Below are 23,068 nucleotides of genomic sequence, written 5' to 3'. Positions count from 1 at the left end.
CGAACCAACCACGCTACGCGTCATACCCAACAGCGGCGCAGGGGGCCTACGTGCCTGCTGCGCCGCTGCTTATTTTAGTTTCTCCTACTCTGCTCGACCTGCTATGAACCGTCCTCGCCTTGGATGCGGCACCCACCTGCTTATTGCTTTCGGGCTTTTTGTGGTTGCCGTCGGCGTTATTGCCTACCAGAACCGGGACACCGTCTCGATGATGTGGGCCAACGTTACAGCCATGAACGAAGGAATGGCGCTGACTGAAGAGCTGCGCTACCCTGAGGATGTCCTGGACTACCTTGCTGCTCACCCCGAATCCACGTCGCTGGTTGCGTACGACGTGGGGCGCGCTGGCCAGGGCATTGCGTTTCAGGCAGAGGATACGCGGGCCATGGTGAACCTGTCGAATATTGTGGTGCTTGCCGCCTATGCTGACGCTGTCGCTTCGGGCACGCTCGACGCCGCCGAGCGTGTGCCGGTCGCCGACATAAGCCGCCGTACCCTTCCGGGCGTAAATGCACAGCCCCATCAGCGCACGCTTGAATACTGGGAGAGCGAGGGGGCCCTGGATGCCGACAGCACAATAGCTGTTTCTGACCTTGTGCAGGCCGTAGCTCGCTTCAATGACGACCCTTCGTTTGACTGGCTTATCGACGAACTGGGGCGTCCGGCGCTGGAGGCTCAAACAACGGCAATGGGCTTTTCGGTCGATGCGCTTCCTATGCCAAAAAGCGGGCTCTACCTGGAATGGGCCGAGGCCGCCCCTGCGCTACGGTCGCGGTCTGGTACCCCCCAGCCGGTCTCTACCGAGGCTGTATATGCTGCAGCATCGCGCTACGCGGCCGACACGACCTATGCTGGTGAGGTGCGCGATCGGTTTCGGACGCAGGGTACCAATCTGACACTGAGTGACCAGCGCCTGATGGCGCAGGGCACGCTCCCGAAAACGACGGCGCAGTCCATGGGGGACGTACTCGGGCGGATGGCCTCTGCCACTCCGCCTGATCCGCAGGCCGAAGCATTCGCGATGCTCGACCGCTCGGCTGGCCTCGACACGCTAACAGTTGGCATTGAGCGTGTCGCCTCCAAAGGCGGTGCGATGCCCGGCGTGATCAGCTTTGCCGGAGTTGCCCATTATGCCGAAGATCGTCCGCCCCGTGTAGTTGTGGTATTCATGGAAGACGTACCCCTGGCGGTCTTCTACCATCTCTTGCAGTCGGGGCTCGACCAGGGGCTGGGGCTGCAGCTACTGGGAGACGATGCCTTCTTCGAGCGAGCCCGCGAACGCTTTTCGCCCCGCGACGAACCCACCGAACCGGTTGCCAGCGGGTCGTGAGCGAGGCCGATATCCGGTATGAGCAGGCGCGTGCCGGAGGACCGGCACGACCGGTGCACCGGGCCACCTACGTACGCATTCCCCTAAACAATGCCGAGTGACCCATGCCCGGATCTATAGGCGAGGCAGGGTGATGCCACGCTGGCCTTGGTACTTGCCTTTCTTGTCGGCATAGGACGTCTGAGGTGCATCGCCCTGCATGAACACCACCTGCGCGATGCCTTCGTTGGCATAGACTTTAGCAGGCAGCGGCGTGCCGTTTCCGATCTCGATGGTGACGTGCCCTTCCCACCCGGGCTCAAGCGGGGTTACGTTCACGATGATGCCCGATCGCGCATACGTCGACTTGCCGAGCACGATGCCCAGCACGTCGCGCGGCATCTTGAAATACTCAACCGACCGGGCCAGCACGTAGGAGTTGGGCGGGATGAGAATGTGGTCGTCGGTGGTTGTTTCGACGAGCGCGCGTTCGTCGAGGTCTTTGGGGTCGACGACGCTGTTAAACATATTGGGCGTAAAGACCCGAAAGGCATCGGCTACGCGCATATCGTATCCGAACGAGCTGAGTCCGTAGCTTACCACATCGTCGCGCACCTGGTGGTCGACGAATGGGTCGATCATGTCGTGTTCGGTAGCGCGTTGGGCAATCTGGGCGTCGTTAAGAACCATGGGAGGTGTAGGTAGGGGAGTAACGTGGGTGGAATCGGTAGAGCGGCTGTGCTTATGACCCCTCGGGCGCTGTGAGTCCGTCGGTCATAATGCGGATGGCTTCGGGACCGTAGTTGAAGAGGCAGTCGATGGCGCCCATGCCCGACTCGAACCCCTCGAAGTTCTGCCGGTAGGTCGGATGGTCGTAGGGCGGAAGCACCGTGCACGGATCGCCTTCAGCGCGGTTGCTGGCTTCGTCGTCAGTTGTAATTCCGAGTTGACTGGCATGTTCATGCGCGATCCAGAGATGGGTCGCGCCGGTCTCTGCCCGGATCGCCTCCAACGTCTCGGCCCCCAGTTCAGACGCACGAACGAACGGCGTTTCAACCTGTGCGAAGGTGCACGTGGTGCGTGTGGTCGATTCGGCGATTGGCTGTAGCTCCTGGGGTGGGGCGTCGAAGAACGGCTTGAAGTCGTCTTCGAAGTACTCGAAGTACATGGTAGAGCGATAGTTATACATAAAGGCCCGCCAGTGGCGCTCGTGCCACGGCACGTTGCCATCGACCTGTACCTCGCGAGCCGGACGCCCATGCTGATGCGACCACATAGGCAGGCTGATCCACTGCCACCCGTTGGGATTGCGCAGCTTACTCCGGTTCTGCCGGGTCTGTCGGCGGTACGGCCAGGTGTCGGCCCACACCACGCGGTCGACCGCTGCCATAAGCGCTACGCTGTGCAACGGGGGAAAGTATTCAAGAGGAAGTAACGCTACCGTCATAAGGTATAGTCGTGCGTAAAATGTATCGGGAAAACAGACGTTATCCGGGTCAGACCTGCCTGGTCACAAAGCCAACCGCGTGTGCTACGACTTGATTGCCGGGTTGTTACATCGGTTGTTACAACGCAGTTGAAAGCGAAGCTTATGAACCGCTTCGCTTTTGTCTACTGATTGAGTATACTACACGTGCAGGTTCTGAGTGGTCTGCTCCTGATCCGCCATGGTGCCAGCTCGCATGAGGCCTTGCATGAGGCCGGTGCGCGGAGCAAGATGACGGGGTAATATGACAGAATATAGCTACGCCACGAACCAATGCTACATAGAACCACTTACATGAATCGGTGCGGCGCAGCGTGTACCACGGCCCCGTGCGTACGCAATGTGGCCAGTTTATTCTGAAAGCACCTCTCTGCTTCAGACTGTTCTGGTCCAGACTGTTCTGGTTGATACCCGCCAACGCCCTGCAGGCCTGTTTTCCTCTTTGTTGACCTCACCTTCGCTGTATGTCTTCCTCACCACGTACCGAACATCAACGTGTTGCCACCGTGAACCGGCTTTTTCTGGCTGCGCTTGCGCTATTTGCAGGCTCCATTTTGTTTAGCACGCTGGGCATGCTGCTTCTTCAGCTGATTCCCTCGTCGCTGTCGTATTTTGGCCCCTACCTGGGCACGCTGATCAGTGCGCCGACCTGGACGTACATGACCATGCTGCCCATTTTGGCGATCTTGATGTATGGCATGGATCTGGGCTGGAAGCGCATGGCGTTCTTTGTGTTCTGGGGCTGCTTTATTGGAGGCGCCAGCGAGTTGATGGGTACCATGAAATGGTTTGCTATCGGCGACCTGGTGCTGCCTTTCGGCGAGTATGAATACACGGCCTGGCTCGGGCCCAAGTTTGCCGACCATGTGCCTTACTTCATCCCTGCCTCATGGTTTGCGATGTCGATCGTGTCGTTCGATCTGGCACGGCGGCTCAGCGACACGCGCTGGGTATACCTGCTCGTGGCAGCTACCTTCATGACGCTGTGGGACGTGTCGCTCGACCCTGCCATGAACGGGGCCGGTGTGCAGAACGCGGTCGGGAGCGTCACCTTCTGGTCGTATCCGCAGGGCGGCTTCTACTACGGCATGCCCATTTCAAACTGGATTGGCTGGTTCATTGTGAGCTACCTCATCATGGTCGGCTACGAGTACCTCGGCGGGGGACTCGACACCCAACATCCATGGGCCCCTGCTGTTTACCTGCTAAACTGTCTCTTTCCGCTGCTCATCCTTACATTGCAAGGCATGTTCGTCGCCGTTATCATCGGTGCAGTAGCTACCGCAACCCCTTTTGTGGCGCTCTGGTGGAAGCGAGACACCGCCTTTCGGCTTATTCCCGTGAATGCGTAACGTATGTTTACCTCTGCCCCCGACGACGCCTACATGATGCAGGAGCCCGACGTCGTGGCTCCCGACTTAGAAAGCCGTGCTGAGCAAGACACCTGGCTCTGGCAGTCGTTTCGATACCATTCACGTACCTTCTCTATGGCAGCCCGCCTGCTGCCGAAGCGCGTGCAGATCCCTGTCGCCGTACTGTACCTGTTCTGCCGCAAGGTTGACTCAATTGCCGATCATATGGTGCTCGAAGAAGGCGCTCAGGCCGCCCTCAACGAGGTACATGCCACCTGGGATGCCCTCGATGCCACCCTCGCCGGCACCCCGCCTAATGCGCTGCTCTGGAATCGCTTGCACGACGTCAACCAGACATTTCAGCTTCGGCGCACGCCCCTCTATGAACTCCTCGAAGGCGCCATATGGGATCTCGAAGATCGCCCCATAACAACACTCGACGACCTTGTCGACTACTCCAACCTGGTTGGGGGCAGCGTCGGGGCTATGATGCTCCCTTTTCTCGCCGATGCTGACGCGTACGGCGACCTGGAGGCGGCCGCTCGTCGCATGGGCATCGCGATGCAGATCACGAACATTCTGCGTGACGTGGGCGAAGACCGCCGCCACCTCGACCGCATCTACCTGCCCACGAACTGGATGCAGGAGCACGGCATTGCCCCAGAAGACCTTGATGGCCCCGCACTGCCCGACGGCTACCCGGCTCTGCTTGAGGCCGTGATGCACGAAGCCGAGGTCCGGTACGCATCCAGCATGAACGCGATCGCGGCATTGCCCTGGGGGATGCGTACCGGCATTCGATCTGCGGCGCGTATGTATCGCGAGATCATGAATGAAGTGCGCGCCCTGGAGTACGACAACATTCACCACCGCGCTTATGTGTCTACACGGCGCAAGGCATGGTGCGTCTGTGCGGATACGTACGACCGCCGCAAAGCGCAGCTTAAACGCGATGCACGGGCCCTCGAATCAGCATGAGAGCTCTTGCAGCACATCTGGTACGTGCATGGATGTACTGGGACCTGAAGCGGTCTTTCCAGCGCATCGAGTGGCATGGCACCTGGCCGCCCCGGCTGCCAGCAGACCGGCCGCTCATTGTGTGTGCCAACCACCATCACTTCTACGACGGCCACCTGCTCTGGCTGCTCCTGAGCAAACGCCTCGACCGCGCCGGCCTGGTCTGGATGGAGGAATGGGAGCGCTTCCCGTTCTTTGCTCCCGTTGGCGCCCTGCCGTTCCCCACAGACGACGCCCGCGCACGCGCCTCAACCGTCCGACGCACAAGCCGGTACTTTCACAGACATCCCGATGCATCGCTCATATACTTTCCGAGCGGGGTGCTGCGTTCTCCTACCACAGGCATCGGCCCGTATTCCACCGACCGCTTCACCCGCATGCACCGGCTCTATCCCGAAGCGGTCTTCTGGCCCGTAGCACTTTACGTTACATGGGATGGCGCTCCTCATCCAGTCGCCATGCTCAGCGGCGGTCCGGTTGTAGACCTGGCCATGCACGCCGCAGGGCGCATCGAGACCCAGTTGCGCCACCGCTGGCACGCGCTCCGCGAAACAACCCATGCCCCCACGCATCTGTTGATGAACGGGCGCACGTCTCCGGCCGACCGGTGGAGCTTTGCCTGGATGTCCTCTTTCTTCAAGCAGCTGTTTCCTGAATGAACCCTCTTGCTCGCGTGCTCTACGCAATCGCGCCCCGCCTGCTCGCTCGCCCCACCCGAGCCCTTCGCGGCATGCTCCAGCTCTTTCTGGTGCCCCTGCTTTTTGCCTTGAGCGTATCGCTTGCCTCGACAACCAGCTCACCGCTCCTGCCGCCTGCCATGTCCGACTCCTCCCACATCTACTACGCGAACCAGGATGTAGACCAGCTTCGTGCTGGACTTGAAGCAGCAGGCGAGCGCAGCGATAAGCTGCTGTATCGCTACCGGCTTTATCCGCTAACGGAAGACGCCGACGTGCTCAGTGGCATTCCGTCTTCACTCGACGGCGCGTCGGCCCGCGAGCTGGCGCTGCTGGCGGGCCTCTGGGCCTACCGCGCTGGCGAGGCCTCGACCCTGGGGGCTATCCGCTATGGCCGCCGCTCGGTTAACCTGATTAACGCCGCCCGCGAGAAGGATCCACTCGACCCGTTTGTGCTGCTCATTGAAGGGCAGTCGCTGCTTTACCGGCCTTCCATGGCCGGAGGCAACCCGCACATAGCCGCCGATCGCTTTGAGCAGCTTCGTACTGTGCTCGGCATCAACGATGACGTGCCCATCGAGCAGGAAGAGGCGATGATCTGGCATTGGATTGCGCTGCAAGAGGCTAACGAAAACGACCGGGCCGCCTCGTTGCACGACGAGCTGGCCCAGGCGGATCTGCGCCCCCTGTACCGCCAGTTCCTAGAATCGCCGCCGCAGGTCTGATCTACTCTGATCTACAGGCACAACGCCTCATCCAGGCCTCTTCTGCCCAACACAGGCGCCAGGGCCACAAGCACTTCTCGATGTTCTCGTTCAACTTTCCTGATGCATGTCGCTCTTTGCAAGCTTGCTTATTGGTATTCATGTGTGTGTAGCCGGGGTGCTCATCGCAAACCTGATCTACCTGCGCACCAGCCGCCAGTCTGACGCGCCACCGCTCCCCACCGAACCGCCGCTCCTGTCGGTGCTCGTTCCAGCGCGCAATGAGGAAACAAACCTGCAGCGGCTCCTCCCGTCGCTGCTCAACCAGACACACCCAAACTTCGAGGTCTGGATCTATGACGATCGCTCGACCGATGGCACCGCTGCCGTTGTGCAGGGCTTTGACGACGACCGCCTGCACCTGGTGCCGGGAACGCCCCTGCCTGATGGCTGGCTCGGCAAGCCGCACGCCCTACACCGGCTCAGTCAGCAGGCTAACGGCAGCGCCTATGTCTTTCTGGATGCCGATACGCGCCTGAACAGCCCCGACGCACTTACGCAGTGGGCTCGCCAGTTTGCTGCACGCCCCGACCGGTCGCTTGCTACCGGACTCCCACTGTTGCGAGGCGGGGCATCCTGGATCGTTAGCCTCGTACCAAACGCCATCCTCACCGGACTGCCCTGGCCGCTTGTGAAGTGGATCTCTGCCCCCTCGCTCAGCGCGCTGAACGGACAGTTCTGGATGATCGACGCCGATACCTACCACACACACGAGCCGCACCGTGCTGCACAGAACGAAGTGCTCGAAGATGTGGAGATTGGCCGCTACCTGAAAGCGCAGGGCATCACCCCGTACCTGTGGGATATCCGCGGCGAGCTCACCGTCTACATGTACCCCTCCACACACGACGCCTGGCGAGGCTTTCGCAAAAATGCCTACCTGCTCATGGGGGGCCACCCGGCTGCGTTCGTGCCGCTGTTCGCCTTCTATGCAACCACGTTCGTCGTAGCCCCCTGGGTCGTGTCCTGGCTCTGGATTAGCGTGTTTAGCCTGAAAGCCGCCACCGACGCTTGGAACGGAATCCCGTGGTACATTTCGCTGCTCGCCCCCGTCTCCTATCTCGCCGGCGCGCTTATCCAGCTGGATTCGGCCTGGCATCACTGGACGCACAACGTATCCTGGAAAGGACGCTCTGTTGCCGCCCGCTCAGCCGCCTCCCCCTCACAGCCCGCGCCGCAGAACGAAAACTGATTTCGTGCCAGCATGCCCGGTCTCTCCGAAGAGACCCATCTTTACAGCCGTCCGTTGCGGATCTGTTGCGTGCTGCAAGACACCTCTCCGGTTCGCATTTCGTAATGCATGGCACACATGCATCTGTTGTCCTGCCGAAGCAACCGGATGCGCCTGTGGATTTCCCTTTTCATGCCGTTTGCTGACGTTTTCTGACCTGTCCGTCTATGCGCTACATCGATACCACACCGGTTAACGACCCAACGCTTAATCTCGCGCTTGAAGAGCATGTGCTGCGCACCTTTCCTGATGATGAGGACTACGTGGTCTTCTACATCAACGAGCCCTCGATCATTATCGGACGCAATCAGAATACACTTGAAGAGATCAACGCCCGCTACGTCGAAGAGAATGACATCCATGTCGTGCGGCGGGTCTCAGGGGGAGGCGCCGTCTATCATGACTTTGGCAATCTGAACTTCAGCTTCATCACTGACTACGCGCCCGACCGCCTGAACAACTTCGAGCACTTTACGCGCCCCGTTGTCCATGCGCTCAATGAGCTGGGGGTACCCGCCGATCTCAAAGGCCGTAACGACATTGTGGTCAACAACCGCAAAGTGTCGGGCAACGCGCAGTATTCAACCGGGCGGCGCATGTTCAGCCACGGCACGCTGCTCTTTGATAGCGACCTGGGCGAGGTGACCCGTGCACTCGACGTAAAGCAGAGCAAGATCGAGTCGAAGGGCCACAAGTCGGCTCGCAGCCGGGTCGCAAACATCAGCGAGTTTCTGCAGGATGCGTTTACCATGCACGATCTGCGCAAACACCTGCTGGAGTCGTTCAAGGAGACGCAGGATGTCTCGGTCTATACACCTGCCGAGGCGGACTGGGAGGCTGCCCGGGCGCTTGCCGATGAAAAGTATCGCACGTGGAACTGGAATTACGGCGCGTCGCCTGCCTTCGACGTACAGCGCGTGCGCCGCTTCGATATCGGCGAGGTGGATGTGCGCCTCAACGTGGACAACGGCACCATCCAACAGGCTACCATCTACGGCGACTTTCTGGGGCATGGCAACGTGGAGCATCTCGCCGATCGGCTTGAGGGCGTGTCGTACCGGCGCGATGCCATCGCTGACGCCCTGAGCGATGTGGACGTGTCGGACTACTTCGGCGGCCTGCGGCAAGCCGACTTTGTGGACCTGGTGTACGCCGGCGACGAAGCGGGCGGGGCATAGCAGGCGGGGTATAGCAGATCCCGTCCAGGCAGACACCATTCAGCGCTCTTGCAGCCCCCTGGCATAGCAGCACGTAGCAGCAATGCGACCGGGCGCCGATCTGCCGCCGGTTACGGCTCGGGCGTCCACCGGTAGGTTACCACCATGGGGGCGGGGTCAGACACGGCAATTGTAATGTCGTACCCCTCTTCATGGGAGTGCACGCTCAGGTCTTGCGGAAAGAAGTCTCGATTGGGCTGTGGATTTGCCTCAATGAGGCGACGCTGCAGCGCGCCATCGTCCCCGAACACATCAACCTGGATCCAGCCCGAGCGCACGTTCAGCACAAACAGACGATCGTCGATCAGATCGACCGACGGAATGAGCAAGGGAGGCTGGTGCGTGTCGCCGCGCAGGAAAGCATAGCTGCGCTCCAGCATGGGCGAGTCGAAGCCACGCAGCGCCAGCGTGTCGGGGGTGGAGGGGGCTGTAGACAGGTCGAGGGGCAGGCGATCTACGACCGGGCGGAGTCCTGATAGGCTCCATACCTCGTCGTTGTGCACCCGAAGGAACCCAGCATAGCGCCAGTACTCCTGGGGCAGCGTGTAGGCCGTCTGCATCGTACCGTCCCAGTCGTACTGGTAGATGGTAGACCCGATCTCTTCGCCCAGCAGCTTCAGGTAGAAGGCGTCAGGATGCGCGGCGGTATACGCAAGCGAAGCCTCGTCGGCTCGCTCGATGGCGAACCCGGCATCATCGAGCACCTCATCGTCTACCACGCCAACCAGGACGTCACTCTCGGCATTGAACACCCAAATCGTATCGCCCACGACGCCGGTCAGGTAGGGCACGTCGAAGCGGGTGCTGGCTACTTCGCGATCGTAGGTGCCGTCGGCGGCAATGTGGTGGAGGCTGTTGCGCTCCGCATCCGACACGATGAGCGACCCGTCGGGGCGGTGGTGCAGCGTGCGCGGGTAGCCGATCGGTTGGGCCCCGGTCGACTCAACCTGACGGACCCGGTAGAGCGAGTCGACCGGGGTATCCTGGGCGAGCGCACGCGAGAGGGAATCGGCAGGCGTGATCTCGTCGAAGCTACCGGTTCCACACCCTGAGGGCAGGCACCCGCTTACAAGCAATGCGAGCGTACCCCATGCAATGAGAACACGGTATACGGTAGAGGGCATAGTGTACTACAGAAGTTATTTGTTGAGCATCTCAGCGGTATACCCGCAAAAGAACTGTCGCCCGCCTACCCGCGCCGTCCGAGCGTAAGGACCGTTTCCATGCGCTCGCCGTCGCGCTCGATGACAAGGGACAGCCGGTCGCCGGGGCGAAAGTCGAACACGCGTGCTACGTAGTCGTCGCGGCCATTAATGCGTGTGCCGGCAACGTCGAGAATCACGTCGTACACCTGAAGACCTGCCTCGGCAGCGGGTGAGCCGGGGTCGACATCGCGCACCACGAGCCCGCGCGCCTCCGTCCGTCCGAGCGCCCGCGCGATGCGCTCATCGACGGGCACGAGGTCGAGTCCGGTGTAGTGCGACCGGTCTACGCTGCCCCGCTCGCGTAATTCGTTCAGGATCTCGACGGCGCGCGCCGCTGGTACGGCAAACCCGATGCCCACCGATCCGCCCGAATCCGAGAAAATGGCTGTGTTCACACCGATCACATCACCGAGCGCATTTACGAGCGGTCCGCCCGAGTTGCCCCGGTTGATGGCCGCATCGGTCTGAATCATATTGCGGTAGAGGCGTCCGTCGCGGCCCGACTGCAGGTTTCGGTTGGTGGCGCTAACAACGCCCACGGTAACCGACGGCTCGGCAGCCTCGAACAGGCCAAACGGATTGCCCAGCGCGATCACCCACTCGCCCGGGATGGGCGCGGTGTCGGTGTCGAACGTAAGGTGCGGGAGGTTGCCGGCTTCGATCTTCAGGAGGGCCAGGTCGGTGAGCCGGTCGCTGCCAACAAGCTCGGCGGTGTAGGTCTCGCCATCGGGAAAGTACACCTCGATGTCGCGCGCGTCGCTTACCACGTGTTCGTTTGTCACGATGTAGCCATCGGTCGACATCACGAAGCCCGACCCCATGCTGCGCGCCTCGCGCTCACGGTAGGGCTGGCGCTGCATGAAGTGGCGGAAGAACGGGTCGTTCAAGAACGGATCGCGAACGCGCTGCACCCGGCGCACGCCGATGCTTACCACAGCGGGTGCAGCGGTTTCGACAGCGCGCGTCACGGCGTTGCGGCGCGTATCAGCGATGCTGTCTACGGCAACGGAGGGGGGAGTCGACGGAGTGGTCTGGGTGTCGGGTTGGAGTGCTGCATGCGACAGGGCGGTGTCGGTCGCCTGCGCGGGGGGCGCCTCGACTTCGGCAGTGCTTCCCGGTGCTGAGCTGGAGGACGGGGGCGAAGACGCCCGTTCGCATCCCCCTATGCCCAGCATACCCAGACTCAGCATCGCCGCAGTGAGCAACGTAACCCAACTGTTGAGGGGCATCGCGTGCGTGTTGCTTTTACAGGGGCTACTACAGAAACTACAGATGCGGAGCGCTTGCGCCCCGGCTATGCCAGGTGCCCGGCGGCTTCTTTGAGCGCTGCAACGTGATCGAGACGCTCCCACGTAAACTCGTTGCGCCCGAAGTGTCCGTAGGTGGAGGTCCGCTGATACTGCGGCTTGAGCAGCTCCAGGCGCTCGATGATGGCGGACGGGGCCAGCTCAAAGGTCTCGCGTACCGCGTCGCGCAGGCGGTTATCGGGAATGATTCCGGTGCCGTTCGTGTCGACGTTGATCGAGACCGGCTCGGCTACGCCGATGGCATAGGCAATCTGTACGAGGGCTTCGTCGGCCAGCTGGGCGCCGACGATATTTTTGGCTACGTGGCGTGCGGCGTAGGCAGCGCTGCGGTCGACCTTCGACGGGTCTTTACCGCTGAACGCACCGCCGCCGTGGCCGCCTTTGCCGCCATAGGTATCCACGATGATTTTGCGTCCGGTCAGGCCTGCGTCGCCATGAGGACCGCCGATAACGAACCGGCCGGTCGGGTTCACATGCAGGACCAGATTGTCGTCGATCAGCTCCTCGTAGCGTTCGCCGAAGGCCCGAGGCAGCAAGACGTTACGCACGTCGTCTTTGATGCGCGACTGGCTGGTGCCCTCATCGTGCTGTGTAGACAGCACCACCGTGTGAATGCGGCGCGGCGTCATGCCGTCTTTCTCGTACTCAACGGTAACCTGGCTCTTGCTGTCGGGCCGCAGGTAGGGCATCTGGTCGGTCTCCTTACGGATGTGCGCCAGCTCTTTCATGAGCCGGTGGGCGTAGGTAATCGCCATCGGCATCAGTTCTTTGGTCTCCTGGCAGGCGTAGCCGAACATGAGACCCTGGTCGCCAGCGCCCTGCTCCTCTTTTCCATCCACGCCGAGGCTGATGTCGCTGCTCTGCTCGTGAATGCTACTGAGCACGCCGCACGAGTCGGCGTCGAAACGCAGCCGTGGATCGGTGTACCCGATGTCGCGAATAACGCGCCGCGCGGTTTCGCGTACGTCGACGTACGAATCGGTGGTCACTTCGCCCGCCAGTACGACGAGTCCGGTGGTTACCATCGTTTCGACGGCAACACGGCTTTGGGGGTCGTCGTGAAGCAGCGAATCAAGAACGGCATCAGAGATCTGATCGGCGACTTTGTCGGGGTGTCCTTCCGATACGGATTCAGAGGTAAAGAGGTAAGCCATGTGGGTTGAGGTACAGGAAACGGGGCAAAGGATGGTGATAAAGCAGGCTTGCATAGCGCGCTACTCAGAGCGGCATGCAACGGATCGGGCTATGAACGAGCACCATAGGTTAGGGTTCACCAGCGCCGCAAACAGCAACCTGCCCCGTATGATGGCGCGCGTTTTCCTTTGCCGTGCTGCATGCGGTGCATAGAGTGCATTAATAGAATGCATTAGTAGTGCATCAGTAGTGCATACAGGTAATCGGGAGCGCTACTCCTCCAGTCCGAAGTGCGACCGCACGCTCTCGTAATCAGACCAGTCGACGCTGCGAGCCTGTGCGGCTTGTGCATCGGCAACGACAATCTTGACGGTGCGCGTCTGCGCAAAGTCGAGCGCAAACGGGGCCGAGGCCTCGTAGAAGAGCTGCACGAGGTCTACGCTCCAGGCATAGCCGAGCGTGAGCGTGTAATCGACCGCATCAATGTCGGGCGACTCGTCGCCGAACGTGTACGGCATGGCCGTCCAGGTGTCGTTACCCGCCAGGTAGTAGGCCTGCACAAAGCCATTGTCTTCGACGCTGGGCGTAATCTCCGGAAAGTCGTAGTTCTGAAAGAGCACGAGCCCGCTTTCGTCTTCGATGGCGGTGTCTACGTCAAAGGTAACCTCCACAGTCTGAATAAAGGCGCCCTGTGCACCAGCCGGACCGCGCGGACCCTGAGGACCGGGAGGCCCTACGGGCCCTTCGCATCCAGCCACGAACGCGCTGAGAAGAAACACAAGCAGGAAGAGCGAAATGGTACGCATGGCGTTTAAGTAACGTTTGGAAAGTAGGGTGGGTAGAGTAGCTGGTGACATGCGTGTAGCCGCCCCACTCCCGAATATCGTCACATATCGCTACATGGGTGCTGCGTTTGCACCAATATCGCCTGTGCTCAGCACGGTATCGAGCGCATCGTTGCTCAGGTGGATGCGCACGTGGGCATCTGCGTTGAGCAGTTCGTCGTAGCTCCGGTCGACCACAGCCCAGCTCACACCCGGACTCTCCGGCGCGCCGTCTATCGCTCCGAGGTAGACGATCACGGCCTCGGGAGCTGCACCATCGGCGTGTTCGCCTGCCCCCTCCTCACGCAGATGCACCGGATGCGCCCCGTCCGTTGCGGGCGAGCCGCCGTCTGCCTGCACCCGCACGAGCGTCTGCGACGGCGTAAGCTCCTCGAAGCGCACCTCGCCCCCGAATCCCTCTGGAGCCTGTGTGCTGCTGTTCGACACGGCCTGCAGGGGATACGCTACGCGGCGCGGCTCTACAACACGGTTTAGCCGAAAGAGCGTCGGACTCGCGTTGTCGTTGGCGCCAATGTCGCCCTGGGCCAGCAGCGTATCACGCGTCGCGTTACTCTCGTGAATGTTGACATGTCCGTCGAACGTCAGCAGCGAGTCCAGCGACTTCTCGATTACGTGCACACTGCGGGCCGCACCGCGAGCGTTGTTGTCGAGCGCCCCCAGGAAGAAAGCGATGGGCCCGCCCGTGCCGGCATCGTTTTCGTGGATATGTACCGGGTGGATGAGCGGCGTGTCGACCGTGTCGTCGATCGCTACCGTCACGAGCATCCGCGATGCATCCAACTCCTGAAAGACCACCTCGCCCGCGAGCCCCTGCGGGAGGGTGCCCTCGCTGGACACCGCATCGAGCGGGTATGTAACCTGCTCAAGCAGCACCGGCTCGTCGCCGCCCACACCCTGGATCGGGGCCACCACGTCGTCGGCACACGCGGCCATGAGCACAGCGCCGATCAAAAGTGTCGCGGTAAGCAGTGCCGTAAGTGGCGTGCGCACAGAGTCTGACATGTCGGGCATGGGGGCGTACCAGATGTAGGAGGCGAGCAACGGCTATCCAGCAAAGCCCGGCACCTCGTTGTTCAAGAACGGATTGTGCTTGCGCTCGCGGCCGATGGTCGTCACCTCACCGTGCCCGGGGTAGATAGTCATGGCATCGCCCAGCGGCAGCAGCGTCTCGCGGATCGAGGCCATGAGCTGCGGCTGCGAGGTCTGCGGCAGTCCTTGCGTGCGGCCGATGGAATCGCGAAAGAGCACGTCGCCCGTGAAGGCGATGTCGTGCGCATCCGCCACCAGGCTGATGGAATCGGGCGAGTGGCCGGGGGTGTGCAGGATGCGAAACGTGGTGCTGCCCACGGTTACGGTGTCGCCGGGCGTGAGCGGCTTCGTGCCACGCTCCGGCGCCTCAATGGCCACCCCAAAGGCCTGCCCCTGCTGCTCGGCCTGCGCGTAAAACGGCTCGCCGCTCGGGTGCAGATAGAAGGCCCCGTCGTAGGTCGTCTCCAGGTGCGCGCAGCCCAGAATGTGGTCGATGTGCGCGTGCGTCAAGATCAGATGTGTAACCGTTAGGTCGTGGCCACTCACGTAGTCGTCGACCGCGCTGTACTCCTCTGCCGACGAGCACGAGGCGTCGATGATCGCGGCCTGGCCGTCCTCATGAAAGACGTACATGTTGGTCATGAACGGATTGAACGTGAACGACTGAATCGTCATGGCAGGATGCGGTGGCTGTGGGTAAGGACAATACGTGCAGGTGACGTACAGGTGCGCTGCGCGTGCTGAGTGGAGCCGTGCTGCAGTGGAATCGTCTTGTACGGGGCTGTCTTGCAAGCACTGTCTTGCACGAGACGATTCCGCAAAAGGCTGTACGACGACAAAAAGAGGAGGATTCGCGCGTGTGCTTCCCAATCGCTTGAACCGACCTGCAGGCCATACGTACAGATGTGCCAAACCGCCTACGCAGGCCTGCTTCGCTCTGGAGCTGGCCTGCGCCCGGTCTCGACCGCCTTCGATTGCGGTCTATCTGCAGTCATTCGATTCTACAGGTTAACGCGTAGCATGAAGCTCCACCGGCTTCACTGGTTGATGCTCAGCAAGCTCCCTGGCCCCTTCTTTGGGTGGCTGGGCGTGCTCATGTTTCTGCTGCTGATGCAGTTTCTGATCCGTTGGCTCCCCGAAATCGCCGGCAAGGGCATTCCCTTTACCGTCATCATTGAACTCATCGCCTACAACCTGGCGTACATGGTGGTGCTGGCTGTGCCCATGGCCACGCTACTGGCGGCGCTCATGGCATTTGGCCAACTGGTGGAATCGAAGGCCTACACGGTCATGAAAAGCTCCGGCATCTCGTTCGGACAGCTGGTATGGCCGGCGCTGATCGTGGGGGCGGTGCTGACGGGCTTCATGATGTACTTCAACACCGTGATGCTTCCTGAGGCCAACCACCGCGCCCGCATACTGTGGAGCGACATCCGCGCGCAGCAGCCGGGCTTTGACCTGCGGGCTGGCGTGTTCTACGACGGGATCGACGACTACAGCATCCTTGTGCGCGAGCGTCCGCAAGGCTCCAACCAGCTTCAAGGCGTTACCATCTACGACTACACCGAAGGGCGCCGCCGCCAGGCCGTGATCCGGGCCGCACACGGCACACTCGACGCTGACTCGCTCGGACGCGAGATCACGATGGTGCTCTACGACGGCGAGATGCACCGCCCCATGCCGCGCGATGCCGACCACCGCGAGGAGCGCTACGAAAAGATTCGCTTTTCCCAGCACACGATGCACCTCGACGTATCGGACTTCGGGTTTCAGCGCTCCAACGAAGACGAGGAGCGCCGCACCTCGCGTACGGCCCGCACCATGCGCATCAGCGGATTGCAGGCGGCTGCCGACTCGCTCTCCCGGCAGGTCGCAGACGACATCGATGAACTGCGCACCTCGCCTCACCGTCCATACGGCGATCGCGATGAGCAGCCCACCTGGAGCGGGTGGCCGCTGCCCGACACTACGGCACACGCCACCGAGGCGCCCCCCCTGCTCCGCGACCTGCCCTCCGACCAGATGTCGACCGTGGTCGATGGCGCCCTGCAGCACGCCCGCTCCATGCAGTCGCAGCTCCGAAGCACCGACCGTGGCACCAGCTGGAAGGAGCAGCGCATCCGTACCTACCGCGTCGAGATCATGAAGAAGTACTCCATCGCAGTGGCCTGTGTGGTGTTCATCTTCATCGGCGCTCCCCTCGGACTCAGCGTTCGAAGGGGCGGACTCGGCATCAGCGCAGCCTTTGCGATGGGCATCTTTCTCTTCTACTGGGTCTCGCTCGTGCAGGGCGAAAAAATGTCGACCCGCGGCACCATCGAGCCCTGGTTTGGCATGTGGATCGCCAACCTCATCATGATTGCGCTCGGGCTCTGGCTGGTCGTCTACATCGTGATGGACCTGCGCGCCACCCCCGCCCTGCGCACCCGCCTATGGAAATGGATCCGTTCGTTCTTTGGGGATACGTAGCGTATGTGCTCTTCGTCTGCCGGTCGCGACTCTGCACGCTCTCCCCTTGTTGCAGGAGGGGTCGCGCTGGCGGTTGTGCTTACCGTACTCGCGGGGCTCATTGCGTGGCGGACAAGCATCACGGCCCCGCATCCTGAAACGGAGGTCTTCGCCGGGGTCCACTACACCGCGCTCGATGTGGAGGCCGCCGGCTACCCGGGCCGGGGAATGGCTCACATCGCCCGCGTTGACCTTACCGCGCCTGGCGTTGAAGTCTTTGTGACGCCGATGGATGAGCGTGCGCTGCGCCGGGGCCAGCAGTACCGGCTGCACTACACCTGGCAGGTGGCCTGGCAGCACGACCTGGCGGTGGCGGTGAACGGCACGCTTTTCGAACCGCCCTCCATTGGATACTGGCCCTACAGCACCGCACGCGGCCACCACACCGCTGTCTCCAACGGCACCGTAAGCCACGTTAACCCGAGCAGCTGGCTGCTCTGGTTCGACGACGACCAGGTGCCCCACCTCACCGATGAGCGCCCCGTTCGCCCCGAGGTGCTCGACCGTGCCGTATGGGGGATTGGCGGGCTCGTACGGGAGCTGCACGATGGGTCTGTGCACGGACGCGTGCAGCGCAGCACCGAGGCCAATCGCTATACGATGGTCGCGATCAACCAAGAGGAGATGCTTTTCTGGATGGCCTCGTTCGAGCATGTGACCCGCGCCGCCGCCGCACAGATTCTGGCCGATCGCGGCGCACGCGATGGCATCGTGCTCGACGGCGGTGGCTCAACGACGTTCTACCTGGCCCGCCACACACAACCTGCACCGTGGGGACTGCGCCTGGGCGGGATGCGTCCGGTGGCCACGCATGTCGGCGTGCGGGCACAGCCGGTAGAGTGACAGGCGTGCTGCGCGAAAAGTCGCTCCCTGTGTACATCGGGAGCCTCCGCCCGCGCGAGGCGGAGCACAACGTAGCCACTGCGGTCTGCTCTGTGAGGCAGGCCGCCGCCACCGCGGCAGCGCGGTGCGCATGCCTCTCGTCCCCCAAACTACAGGTTCTTTAGTCCGCGAGCGTGAACACGACGCTCACACGGGCCTCGACTTCGATCTCGCCCGGGGCATACGCTTCCGGATCGGGCTCGGGAACGTCGGCACGCATAACAGCGCCACGGGCCATTTCGACGCGAGCGGTACGCGGGAACGAAAACGACTGCTCGTGGATGGTGTGCACCGCACCGACCTGCGCATCCAGCGCAGTGGCGAGCACATCAGCTTTGGCGCGGGCGTTGCGGGCGGCATCGGCAAGGGCGTCGTTACGCGCCGCCGTGCGATCGGCCACGTCGTACTGCACCGACTGCAGGCGGTTGGCCCCCGCTTCGATGATCTGCATGACAAGCGCGGGCACCTGGTCGATATCTTCCGCCTCAACCCGCACCGTACGAACGGCTTCGAAGCCGTCTTCGACCATGCGGCGGCTGTTCTCGTCTTGCACGCGGTGCGGACGTAGCTGCAGCTGCTCCATACGGATATTCGCTTCGTCGATGCCCATCTCACGCACAGCTTGGAGCGCAGCGCTTGCGGCCTCGCTGTTCTGCGTGCGGGCCTCGCGGGCCGTTTCAGCACGCGTTACCACCCCAAACCGGACGGTCGCCTTGTCGGGGGCTACGCGCACGGTGGCCTCGCCTTCTACGTGAATGGTGCGCTCGGAATCGGGCGTCTGGGCCATGGTACTGATGGGGATTAGAAAGGCAAGCGTGAGGATGCTAATCAGCAGAATGATGGGGCGTGCTTTCATGGAGGTACCGTCTGCCTGTGGAAGAAAATCGGGGATGCTTGGCCCTGTTGTGGATACCTGGGAAACGGCTCAGGCGCGCGGCTTCGTATGCGCACCCGTACGATTTGCATAACGGCCGTGCCAACGAAGCGGCGTTATGGGGCCGGTACGTCACGAATGCGCGACTGCACCGCCTGCATATCGTCGGGCAGCGGCGCGTTGAAGGTGAGGCGCTCCTCGGTCGTCGGATGCGTAAAGCCGAGATGCGCCGCGTGCAGGGCCGGGCGCCCGAGCGTGTCGAAGAGGCGGTCGAAGAACGTGCGCCGCTTGCCGCCCTGCGGTCCGTAGCGGATGTGCGCGCCGCCGTAGGTGTCGTCAGCCAAAATGGGGTGGTTAACATGCGCCGCATGCACCCGAATCTGATGCGTGCGCCCCGTCTCCAGCGTAAACGCCACGCGCGACACGTCGCCCAGATCTTCCTGAACGACATAGTGGGTGGTGGCCGACTTGCCGTCTTCGGCAGCTACCACCGCCATACGCGTGCGGTGATGCGGATCGCGGCCAATGGCCCCGGTAATCGTACCCTCGGTCGGACTCGGCGTGCCCCACACCAGCGCCACGTACTGCCGGTCGATGGTGTGGGCCTTAAACTGCTTTGCCAGATGCCGGTGTGCCACGTCGTGCTTTGCCACCACCAAGAGCCCCGTTGTGCCCTTATCCAGGCGGTGCACAATACCCGGACGAATCACCGGGTGGTCGGGGCGGCTTGGCAGTGCGTTCACCACCGAGAGCCCCACATCGTCATCCGAAATCTCGGGCGTGTCTTTGCTCATGCGTTCGCCCTGTACGTGGTGCAAGAGCGCATTCACAAGTGTGCCGTCACGGTGTCCGGGCGCCGGATGCACCACGCGTCCGGCGGACTTATTCACCACGAGCAAATCGTCGTCTTCATACACCACCTCCAGCGGCAGATCCTGCGGCACCGCCTCCATGGGCGGCTTCTCGATCACGCGGCACACAATCCGGTCGCCCGGCTCCACCGGATACGACTTCTTGACATCCGCACCATTCACCTTCGCATGCCCCTTTTTGATGCTGCGCTGGATTTTGGTACGCGAGGCATCCGGAAAGAACTGGGTTAGGAACTTGTCGATGCGGGGCATCGCGGTAAACGAATCGGGTACGCGGATGTCAACCACGTCGCCGTCGCTTTTGGTGTGGGCGGTCCAGTCGATGGTAGGGGCGTCAGGCATGGGTGGGGGTACAGATGCGTTTGAGGGCAGCGAGCGTGCGGTCGATCTCCGCTTCGGTGACGTAGTATGCCGGACTCAGGCGCAGCTTGCCGTTCCGACACGCCCCGATGATGCGTTCGTCGGCAAGCGCTTCGTATACGGATTCGGCATCGTCCACGTCAAGCGTCACGATTCCGCTTTCGGGGGGATGCGGCAGGTAGGCGTCCAGACCAAGATCGCGACAGCCATCGGCCAGGCGACGCGCCAGGTGCCGGGTGCGCTCCGCCGCGCGGGCGCCGCCAAAGGCATCGCGCAGCGTCAGCGCCGCATGCAGCGCCAGAATGCCCAGCGCGTTCATGGTGCCCGTGCGAAAGCGGCGGGCGTCGTCATGCAGGGTGAGTTCGTAGGCATCCAATTCCGTCCAATTCACCGGACCGTGCAGCCATCCGGTGGGCGGAGTGAGTTGCTCTTGCAGCGCCTTTCGCACGTAGAACACGGCCAGTCCCTGCGTACCCATGAGCCACTTGTGGGTGCCCGCTGCGAGGAAATCGATGTGGGCGGCCTCCACATCCAGCGAGAATGCCCCCAGCCCCTGAATGGCATCCACACAGAAGAGAATGTCGCGGTCGTGGCAGAGCGTGCCAATCGCTTCGAGATCTGCCCGAAATCCCGAGAGAAACTGAATCCATGACACCGACACAAGTCGGGTATCGGGCGTGAGCGTGCGGGCTACGTCGTCTACGCTAAACGTGCCGCGCTCGGTCGGAATGAAGTCGAGCGTCACACCCTGAGCCTCCAGCTTCTTGAACGGAAAGACGTTCGTCGGAAACTCACAGTCCGGCACCGCAATGCGATCGCCCGGCTGCCAGTCGAGTCCGTCGGCCAGCAGGTTGAGCGCCGCCGAGGTGTTCGGCGCAAAATCGACGCGCTCCGTATCCGCCTGAAGCAGATCGGCGACCTGCGTACGCGCAGCCTCGATCACGGCAAGCAGCGACTCAAAGTCGTCGATCTGTGCGGTGCGCGTGGTACCCTGACGCTGCTGCAGGTGGGACTGCACCGCCTCGGTGGCTGCTCGGCTCAGCGGACTCGTAGCGGCATGGTTCAGGTAGATGCGGTCGTCCGTGTGCGGAAAGTGGCGGCGCAGCGCGTCGACGTCGCCAGGCGGCACGGGGGGGCTCAGGGACACAGAGTAAGCTGTCATGCTGGCTTATCAATCATGAATGGATGTGAGGTGTTCAACCTGCATGCAATGGCGGGTGTTCGGTAAACAACCGGGAATCGGACATGGACGGAAGGACGTAGATCTCTCGCTCGGTAGGGCACAATGTAGATAGTAGCGTATTCCGCACCCCGTCATCCCGGACTTGATCCGGGATCCAGAATCGTGCATGTGAGCACAGCCGAATAAACGTAGATCCGTGATCCTGCTGTATGGGCACTCGTTTTTGCATTCAAACGGAAACGGACTTTACTCAAACGCACTACCTAACTGTAGCCATGAAAAACTTGAATGACGTGCAGTCCTACTGGCACGACGTGGCCAATGACCAGAGTCTGGATGATCTCCCGTATATCGTCGAGACGAACGCCCGCGGGCAGCTCCTTTTGCGGCATCGTTCAAATCGCCACTCGGTGCGTCAGGCTGCTATCATGGCTCTGCTGGAACGCCACACCGCTACTGGAAGAAGCTACTCCGAGTACGCCCTTGCCACTCCAGAAGGCGTGAAAGTCCCGGACGTGGTTTGGATGAGTCCGGAACGCGCTGATGCCATGGCGGCGACTGGCGATCCGAGTACGCTGGCACCGGAGATCTGCGTGGAGGTACTCAGCGCCTCCAACACGCCGGAAGAGATGGCCGACAAGCGCGCCCTGTACCGCTCCATTGGTGCTGAAGAAGTGTGGCTCGTGACCGACGACGGGCACATCCGGTTCTACCGTGATTCGGAGATGGATGGTTCTGAACTTATGCCGGAGTGTCCAGAAGGAATTCAGGCCAAACCAAAGTAACGCAGCAGGGGCGTGCGACTCTCAGAGGCTTCGATGAGTTAGTATTGTCTCACACGTGATTGTTTGGGGCATTGAGTGCACGAAATCCCTCCCCCTAAATCCCCCTCCTCTGAGGGGGACTTCATGAGAGCGTCCTAATAGCTCTTTCCTTCCCGGAGAGGAAGGGTAGGATGGAGAGAAAAACACGCATCTGAACCAATCACTCAGGGTTGGCGCGGTATTAGAAACCGTGAAGAGAAGTAGGACCTCTGCCCTGTGAGACCAGTTTTCTATATTTATGTAATCGTATTGATGTCTGAAAGGTCTTGGCTATGGAACGGCTAACACTCAAGAAAATGGATGGCTCGCTCGGTATCGTCCTATCCGACGACGCCGTGAACGCGCTGAATGCGAAAGAAGGAGATACGCTGTTTGCTGTGCAGACCGCTGATGGCCTGCATCTGACGTTGCACGATCCAGAAGAAGCAAACGCTGTCGAGGACGCGCGGGCGTTCATGGATACGCACGACGATGCATTTCGCAAGTTGGCCTAACCTAACACGATGGAAGAACCAATCTGGCTTTCGGAGTCGCTGGTGCGTACGCTTCACGCTGAATCGATTAGTCGATTTGGCGGAACGCCCGGTATCCGCGATCAAGGCCTTCTTCAGAGCGCACTGGCTCGTCCGCGCAATTTGTATGCATACGGCGGCGAATCCTCCATCTACAAATTAGCCGCTGCGTACGGGGTTGGTATCATCCGAAACCATGCATTTGTGGATGGCAACAAGCGCGCTGGGCTACTTGCCATCCGGGCGTTTCTCTTCCAGAACGGCTATCAGTTCGCTCCTGACCAACAAGCAATGGTTCGCATGGTCGAGGATATCGCTACTAAAGACGTGTCACGCGATGAGCTTGCGGACTGGATACAAGCGAATGCGGTGAAACGTTAAGAACCTGTTTTGATCTCTTAATTTGGGCTCCGAGTGGCGGCGCTGGACTGGGGCCGAAGGTCATGCCCCTGGTGCAAATTGCCCCCGATGTCGACCCGT

23 protein-coding genes are annotated in these 23,068 nt (G+C 61.5%); 12 read left to right on the top strand and 11 right to left on the bottom strand.

Annotation, left to right across the window (positions count from 1 at the left end; genetic code table 11):
* Positions 1 to 103 precede the first annotated feature (103 nt).
* Positions 104 to 1,330 (top strand): serine hydrolase, encoded by a 1,227-nt coding sequence (locus tag ACZ48V_RS05035; RefSeq protein ID WP_464542197.1) that lies wholly within the window; start codon positions 104 to 106, stop codon positions 1,328 to 1,330.
* A 114-nt stretch (positions 1,331 to 1,444) separates the two neighbouring features.
* Here ACZ48V_RS05035 and dcd read toward each other — a convergent pair whose 3' ends face one another.
* Both dcd and ACZ48V_RS05025 read right to left on the bottom strand, forming a co-directional pair.
* Entirely contained in the window at positions 1,445 to 1,999 is a 555-nt protein-coding gene (gene dcd, locus ACZ48V_RS05030; RefSeq protein ID WP_464542195.1) for a dCTP deaminase, read from the bottom strand.
* A gap of 52 nt (positions 2,000 to 2,051) precedes the next feature.
* Positions 2,052 to 2,756: a WbqC family protein gene (locus tag ACZ48V_RS05025; protein ID WP_464542193.1), complete on the bottom strand. Its 705-nt coding sequence runs from the start codon at positions 2,754 to 2,756 to the stop codon at positions 2,052 to 2,054.
* 503 nt (positions 2,757 to 3,259) lie between these two features.
* Here ACZ48V_RS05025 and cruF point away from each other — a divergent pair.
* From cruF to ACZ48V_RS04995, 6 genes are all read left to right on the top strand, one after another.
* On the top strand, positions 3,260 to 4,147 hold the full coding sequence (cruF, locus tag ACZ48V_RS05020; protein WP_464542191.1) for a bisanhydrobacterioruberin hydratase CruF: 888 nt from the start codon (positions 3,260 to 3,262) through the stop codon (positions 4,145 to 4,147).
* Positions 4,148 to 4,150: 3 nt separating this feature from the next.
* Positions 4,151 to 5,125, top strand: a complete 975-nt coding sequence (locus ACZ48V_RS05015) for a phytoene/squalene synthase family protein (RefSeq protein ID WP_464542190.1) — start codon at positions 4,151 to 4,153, stop codon at positions 5,123 to 5,125.
* Positions 5,122 to 5,823 carry an acyltransferase gene (locus ACZ48V_RS05010; RefSeq protein WP_464542188.1) on the top strand — a complete coding sequence of 234 codons (702 nt, stop codon included), beginning with the start codon at positions 5,122 to 5,124 and terminating at the stop codon, positions 5,821 to 5,823. Before ACZ48V_RS05015 ends, ACZ48V_RS05010 begins: the two co-directional genes overlap by 4 nt.
* Positions 5,820 to 6,566, top strand: a complete 747-nt coding sequence (locus tag ACZ48V_RS05005) for a hypothetical protein (RefSeq protein WP_464542186.1) — start codon at positions 5,820 to 5,822, stop codon at positions 6,564 to 6,566. The genes ACZ48V_RS05010 and ACZ48V_RS05005 overlap by 4 nt, the downstream gene beginning before the upstream one ends.
* 106 nt (positions 6,567 to 6,672) lie before the next feature.
* A complete protein-coding gene (locus ACZ48V_RS05000) occupies positions 6,673 to 7,797 on the top strand; it encodes a glycosyltransferase family 2 protein (protein WP_464542185.1) in 1,125 nt (374 codons plus the stop codon).
* A 206-nt stretch (positions 7,798 to 8,003) separates the two neighbouring features.
* Positions 8,004 to 9,014: a lipoate--protein ligase gene (locus tag ACZ48V_RS04995; protein ID WP_464542183.1), complete on the top strand. Its 1,011-nt coding sequence runs from the start codon at positions 8,004 to 8,006 to the stop codon at positions 9,012 to 9,014.
* A gap of 110 nt (positions 9,015 to 9,124) precedes the next feature.
* Here ACZ48V_RS04995 and ACZ48V_RS04990 read toward each other — a convergent pair whose 3' ends face one another.
* The 6 genes from ACZ48V_RS04990 to ACZ48V_RS04965 form a co-directional block, all read right to left on the bottom strand.
* Complete coding sequence (locus ACZ48V_RS04990; RefSeq protein WP_464542181.1) at positions 9,125 to 10,177, bottom strand: hypothetical protein; 1,053 nt, start codon at positions 10,175 to 10,177, stop codon at positions 9,125 to 9,127.
* Positions 10,178 to 10,242: 65 nt separating this feature from the next.
* A complete protein-coding gene (locus tag ACZ48V_RS04985; RefSeq protein ID WP_464542179.1) occupies positions 10,243 to 11,487 on the bottom strand; it encodes a S1C family serine protease in 1,245 nt (414 codons plus the stop codon).
* 65 nt (positions 11,488 to 11,552) lie between these two features.
* Positions 11,553 to 12,719, bottom strand: a complete 1,167-nt coding sequence (gene metK, locus ACZ48V_RS04980) for a methionine adenosyltransferase (RefSeq protein ID WP_464542177.1) — start codon at positions 12,717 to 12,719, stop codon at positions 11,553 to 11,555.
* 252 nt (positions 12,720 to 12,971) lie between these two features.
* Entirely contained in the window at positions 12,972 to 13,505 is a 534-nt protein-coding gene (locus ACZ48V_RS04975; protein ID WP_464542175.1) for a hypothetical protein, read from the bottom strand.
* Between the two features lie 90 nt (positions 13,506 to 13,595).
* Positions 13,596 to 14,555, bottom strand: coding sequence for a hypothetical protein (locus tag ACZ48V_RS04970; RefSeq protein ID WP_464542173.1), 960 nt, complete (start codon positions 14,553 to 14,555; stop codon positions 13,596 to 13,598).
* 33 nt (positions 14,556 to 14,588) lie between these two features.
* Positions 14,589 to 15,248: an MBL fold metallo-hydrolase gene (locus ACZ48V_RS04965; RefSeq protein ID WP_464542171.1), complete on the bottom strand. Its 660-nt coding sequence runs from the start codon at positions 15,246 to 15,248 to the stop codon at positions 14,589 to 14,591.
* Positions 15,249 to 15,593: 345 nt separating this feature from the next.
* Here ACZ48V_RS04965 and ACZ48V_RS04960 point away from each other — a divergent pair, with 345 nt between their 5' ends.
* The gene (locus tag ACZ48V_RS04960) at positions 15,594 to 17,042 is read left to right on the top strand and encodes an LptF/LptG family permease (RefSeq protein WP_464542169.1); all 1,449 of its coding nucleotides are present in this window, start codon (positions 15,594 to 15,596) and stop codon (positions 17,040 to 17,042) included.
* A 3-nt stretch (positions 17,043 to 17,045) separates the two neighbouring features.
* Positions 17,046 to 17,924 (top strand): phosphodiester glycosidase family protein, encoded by an 879-nt coding sequence (locus ACZ48V_RS04955; RefSeq protein ID WP_464542167.1) that lies wholly within the window; start codon positions 17,046 to 17,048, stop codon positions 17,922 to 17,924.
* A gap of 160 nt (positions 17,925 to 18,084) precedes the next feature.
* On the opposite strand, the gene ACZ48V_RS04950 is transcribed toward ACZ48V_RS04955, so the two are convergent.
* The 3 genes from ACZ48V_RS04950 to ACZ48V_RS04940 all read right to left on the bottom strand — a co-directional run bounded on the left by ACZ48V_RS04950 (position 18,085) and on the right by ACZ48V_RS04940 (position 21,231).
* Positions 18,085 to 18,819 (bottom strand): SIMPL domain-containing protein, encoded by a 735-nt coding sequence (locus ACZ48V_RS04950; protein ID WP_464542165.1) that lies wholly within the window; start codon positions 18,817 to 18,819, stop codon positions 18,085 to 18,087.
* 134 nt (positions 18,820 to 18,953) lie between these two features.
* Positions 18,954 to 20,051 (bottom strand): RluA family pseudouridine synthase, encoded by a 1,098-nt coding sequence (locus ACZ48V_RS04945; RefSeq protein ID WP_464542163.1) that lies wholly within the window; start codon positions 20,049 to 20,051, stop codon positions 18,954 to 18,956.
* Positions 20,044 to 21,231, bottom strand: coding sequence for an aminotransferase class V-fold PLP-dependent enzyme (locus ACZ48V_RS04940; protein WP_464542161.1), 1,188 nt, complete (start codon positions 21,229 to 21,231; stop codon positions 20,044 to 20,046). Before ACZ48V_RS04940 ends, ACZ48V_RS04945 begins: the two co-directional genes overlap by 8 nt.
* A gap of 296 nt (positions 21,232 to 21,527) precedes the next feature.
* On the opposite strand from ACZ48V_RS04940, the gene ACZ48V_RS04935 reads away from it, so the two are divergent.
* From ACZ48V_RS04935 to ACZ48V_RS04925, 3 genes are all read left to right on the top strand, one after another.
* Positions 21,528 to 22,037 (top strand): Uma2 family endonuclease, encoded by a 510-nt coding sequence (locus tag ACZ48V_RS04935; protein WP_464542159.1) that lies wholly within the window; start codon positions 21,528 to 21,530, stop codon positions 22,035 to 22,037.
* 311 nt (positions 22,038 to 22,348) lie between these two features.
* Positions 22,349 to 22,570, top strand: a complete 222-nt coding sequence (locus tag ACZ48V_RS04930) for an AbrB/MazE/SpoVT family DNA-binding domain-containing protein (RefSeq protein ID WP_464542157.1) — start codon at positions 22,349 to 22,351, stop codon at positions 22,568 to 22,570.
* A gap of 9 nt (positions 22,571 to 22,579) precedes the next feature.
* Positions 22,580 to 22,969 (top strand): type II toxin-antitoxin system death-on-curing family toxin, encoded by a 390-nt coding sequence (locus tag ACZ48V_RS04925; protein WP_464542155.1) that lies wholly within the window; start codon positions 22,580 to 22,582, stop codon positions 22,967 to 22,969.
* Positions 22,970 to 23,068: the final 99 nt, after the last annotated feature.

Source organism: Longimonas haloalkaliphila, from assembly GCF_055379825.1.
Note: the sequence above shows the minus strand (reverse complement) of the source record. Positions and strands in the feature narration are given on the sequence as shown.

Coding starts and splice junctions, on each gene's coding strand:
- ACZ48V_RS05005 (WP_464542186.1), top strand. CDS start 5,820: ATGAACCCTCTTGCTCGCGTGCTCTACGCAATCGCGCCCCGCCTGCTC.
- ACZ48V_RS05010 (WP_464542188.1), top strand. CDS start 5,122: ATGAGAGCTCTTGCAGCACATCTGGTACGTGCATGGATGTACTGGGAC.
- ACZ48V_RS04945 (WP_464542163.1), bottom strand. CDS start 20,051: ATGCCTGACGCCCCTACCATCGACTGGACCGCCCACACCAAAAGCGAC.
- ACZ48V_RS04935 (WP_464542159.1), top strand. CDS start 21,528: ATGAAAAACTTGAATGACGTGCAGTCCTACTGGCACGACGTGGCCAAT.
- metK (WP_464542177.1), bottom strand. CDS start 12,719: ATGGCTTACCTCTTTACCTCTGAATCCGTATCGGAAGGACACCCCGAC.
- ACZ48V_RS05015 (WP_464542190.1), top strand. CDS start 4,151: ATGTTTACCTCTGCCCCCGACGACGCCTACATGATGCAGGAGCCCGAC.
- ACZ48V_RS04990 (WP_464542181.1), bottom strand. CDS start 10,177: ATGCCCTCTACCGTATACCGTGTTCTCATTGCATGGGGTACGCTCGCA.
- ACZ48V_RS04930 (WP_464542157.1), top strand. CDS start 22,349: ATGGAACGGCTAACACTCAAGAAAATGGATGGCTCGCTCGGTATCGTC.
- cruF (WP_464542191.1), top strand. CDS start 3,260: ATGTCTTCCTCACCACGTACCGAACATCAACGTGTTGCCACCGTGAAC.
- ACZ48V_RS04975 (WP_464542175.1), bottom strand. CDS start 13,505: ATGCGTACCATTTCGCTCTTCCTGCTTGTGTTTCTTCTCAGCGCGTTC.
- ACZ48V_RS04955 (WP_464542167.1), top strand. CDS start 17,046: ATGTGCTCTTCGTCTGCCGGTCGCGACTCTGCACGCTCTCCCCTTGTT.
- ACZ48V_RS04950 (WP_464542165.1), bottom strand. CDS start 18,819: ATGAAAGCACGCCCCATCATTCTGCTGATTAGCATCCTCACGCTTGCC.
- ACZ48V_RS04970 (WP_464542173.1), bottom strand. CDS start 14,555: ATGCCCGACATGTCAGACTCTGTGCGCACGCCACTTACGGCACTGCTT.
- ACZ48V_RS04995 (WP_464542183.1), top strand. CDS start 8,004: ATGCGCTACATCGATACCACACCGGTTAACGACCCAACGCTTAATCTC.
- ACZ48V_RS05025 (WP_464542193.1), bottom strand. CDS start 2,756: ATGACGGTAGCGTTACTTCCTCTTGAATACTTTCCCCCGTTGCACAGC.
- ACZ48V_RS04985 (WP_464542179.1), bottom strand. CDS start 11,487: ATGCCCCTCAACAGTTGGGTTACGTTGCTCACTGCGGCGATGCTGAGT.
- ACZ48V_RS04965 (WP_464542171.1), bottom strand. CDS start 15,248: ATGACGATTCAGTCGTTCACGTTCAATCCGTTCATGACCAACATGTAC.
- ACZ48V_RS04960 (WP_464542169.1), top strand. CDS start 15,594: ATGAAGCTCCACCGGCTTCACTGGTTGATGCTCAGCAAGCTCCCTGGC.
- ACZ48V_RS05035 (WP_464542197.1), top strand. CDS start 104: ATGAACCGTCCTCGCCTTGGATGCGGCACCCACCTGCTTATTGCTTTC.
- ACZ48V_RS05000 (WP_464542185.1), top strand. CDS start 6,673: ATGTCGCTCTTTGCAAGCTTGCTTATTGGTATTCATGTGTGTGTAGCC.
- ACZ48V_RS04925 (WP_464542155.1), top strand. CDS start 22,580: ATGGAAGAACCAATCTGGCTTTCGGAGTCGCTGGTGCGTACGCTTCAC.
- ACZ48V_RS04940 (WP_464542161.1), bottom strand. CDS start 21,231: ATGACAGCTTACTCTGTGTCCCTGAGCCCCCCCGTGCCGCCTGGCGAC.
- dcd (WP_464542195.1), bottom strand. CDS start 1,999: ATGGTTCTTAACGACGCCCAGATTGCCCAACGCGCTACCGAACACGAC.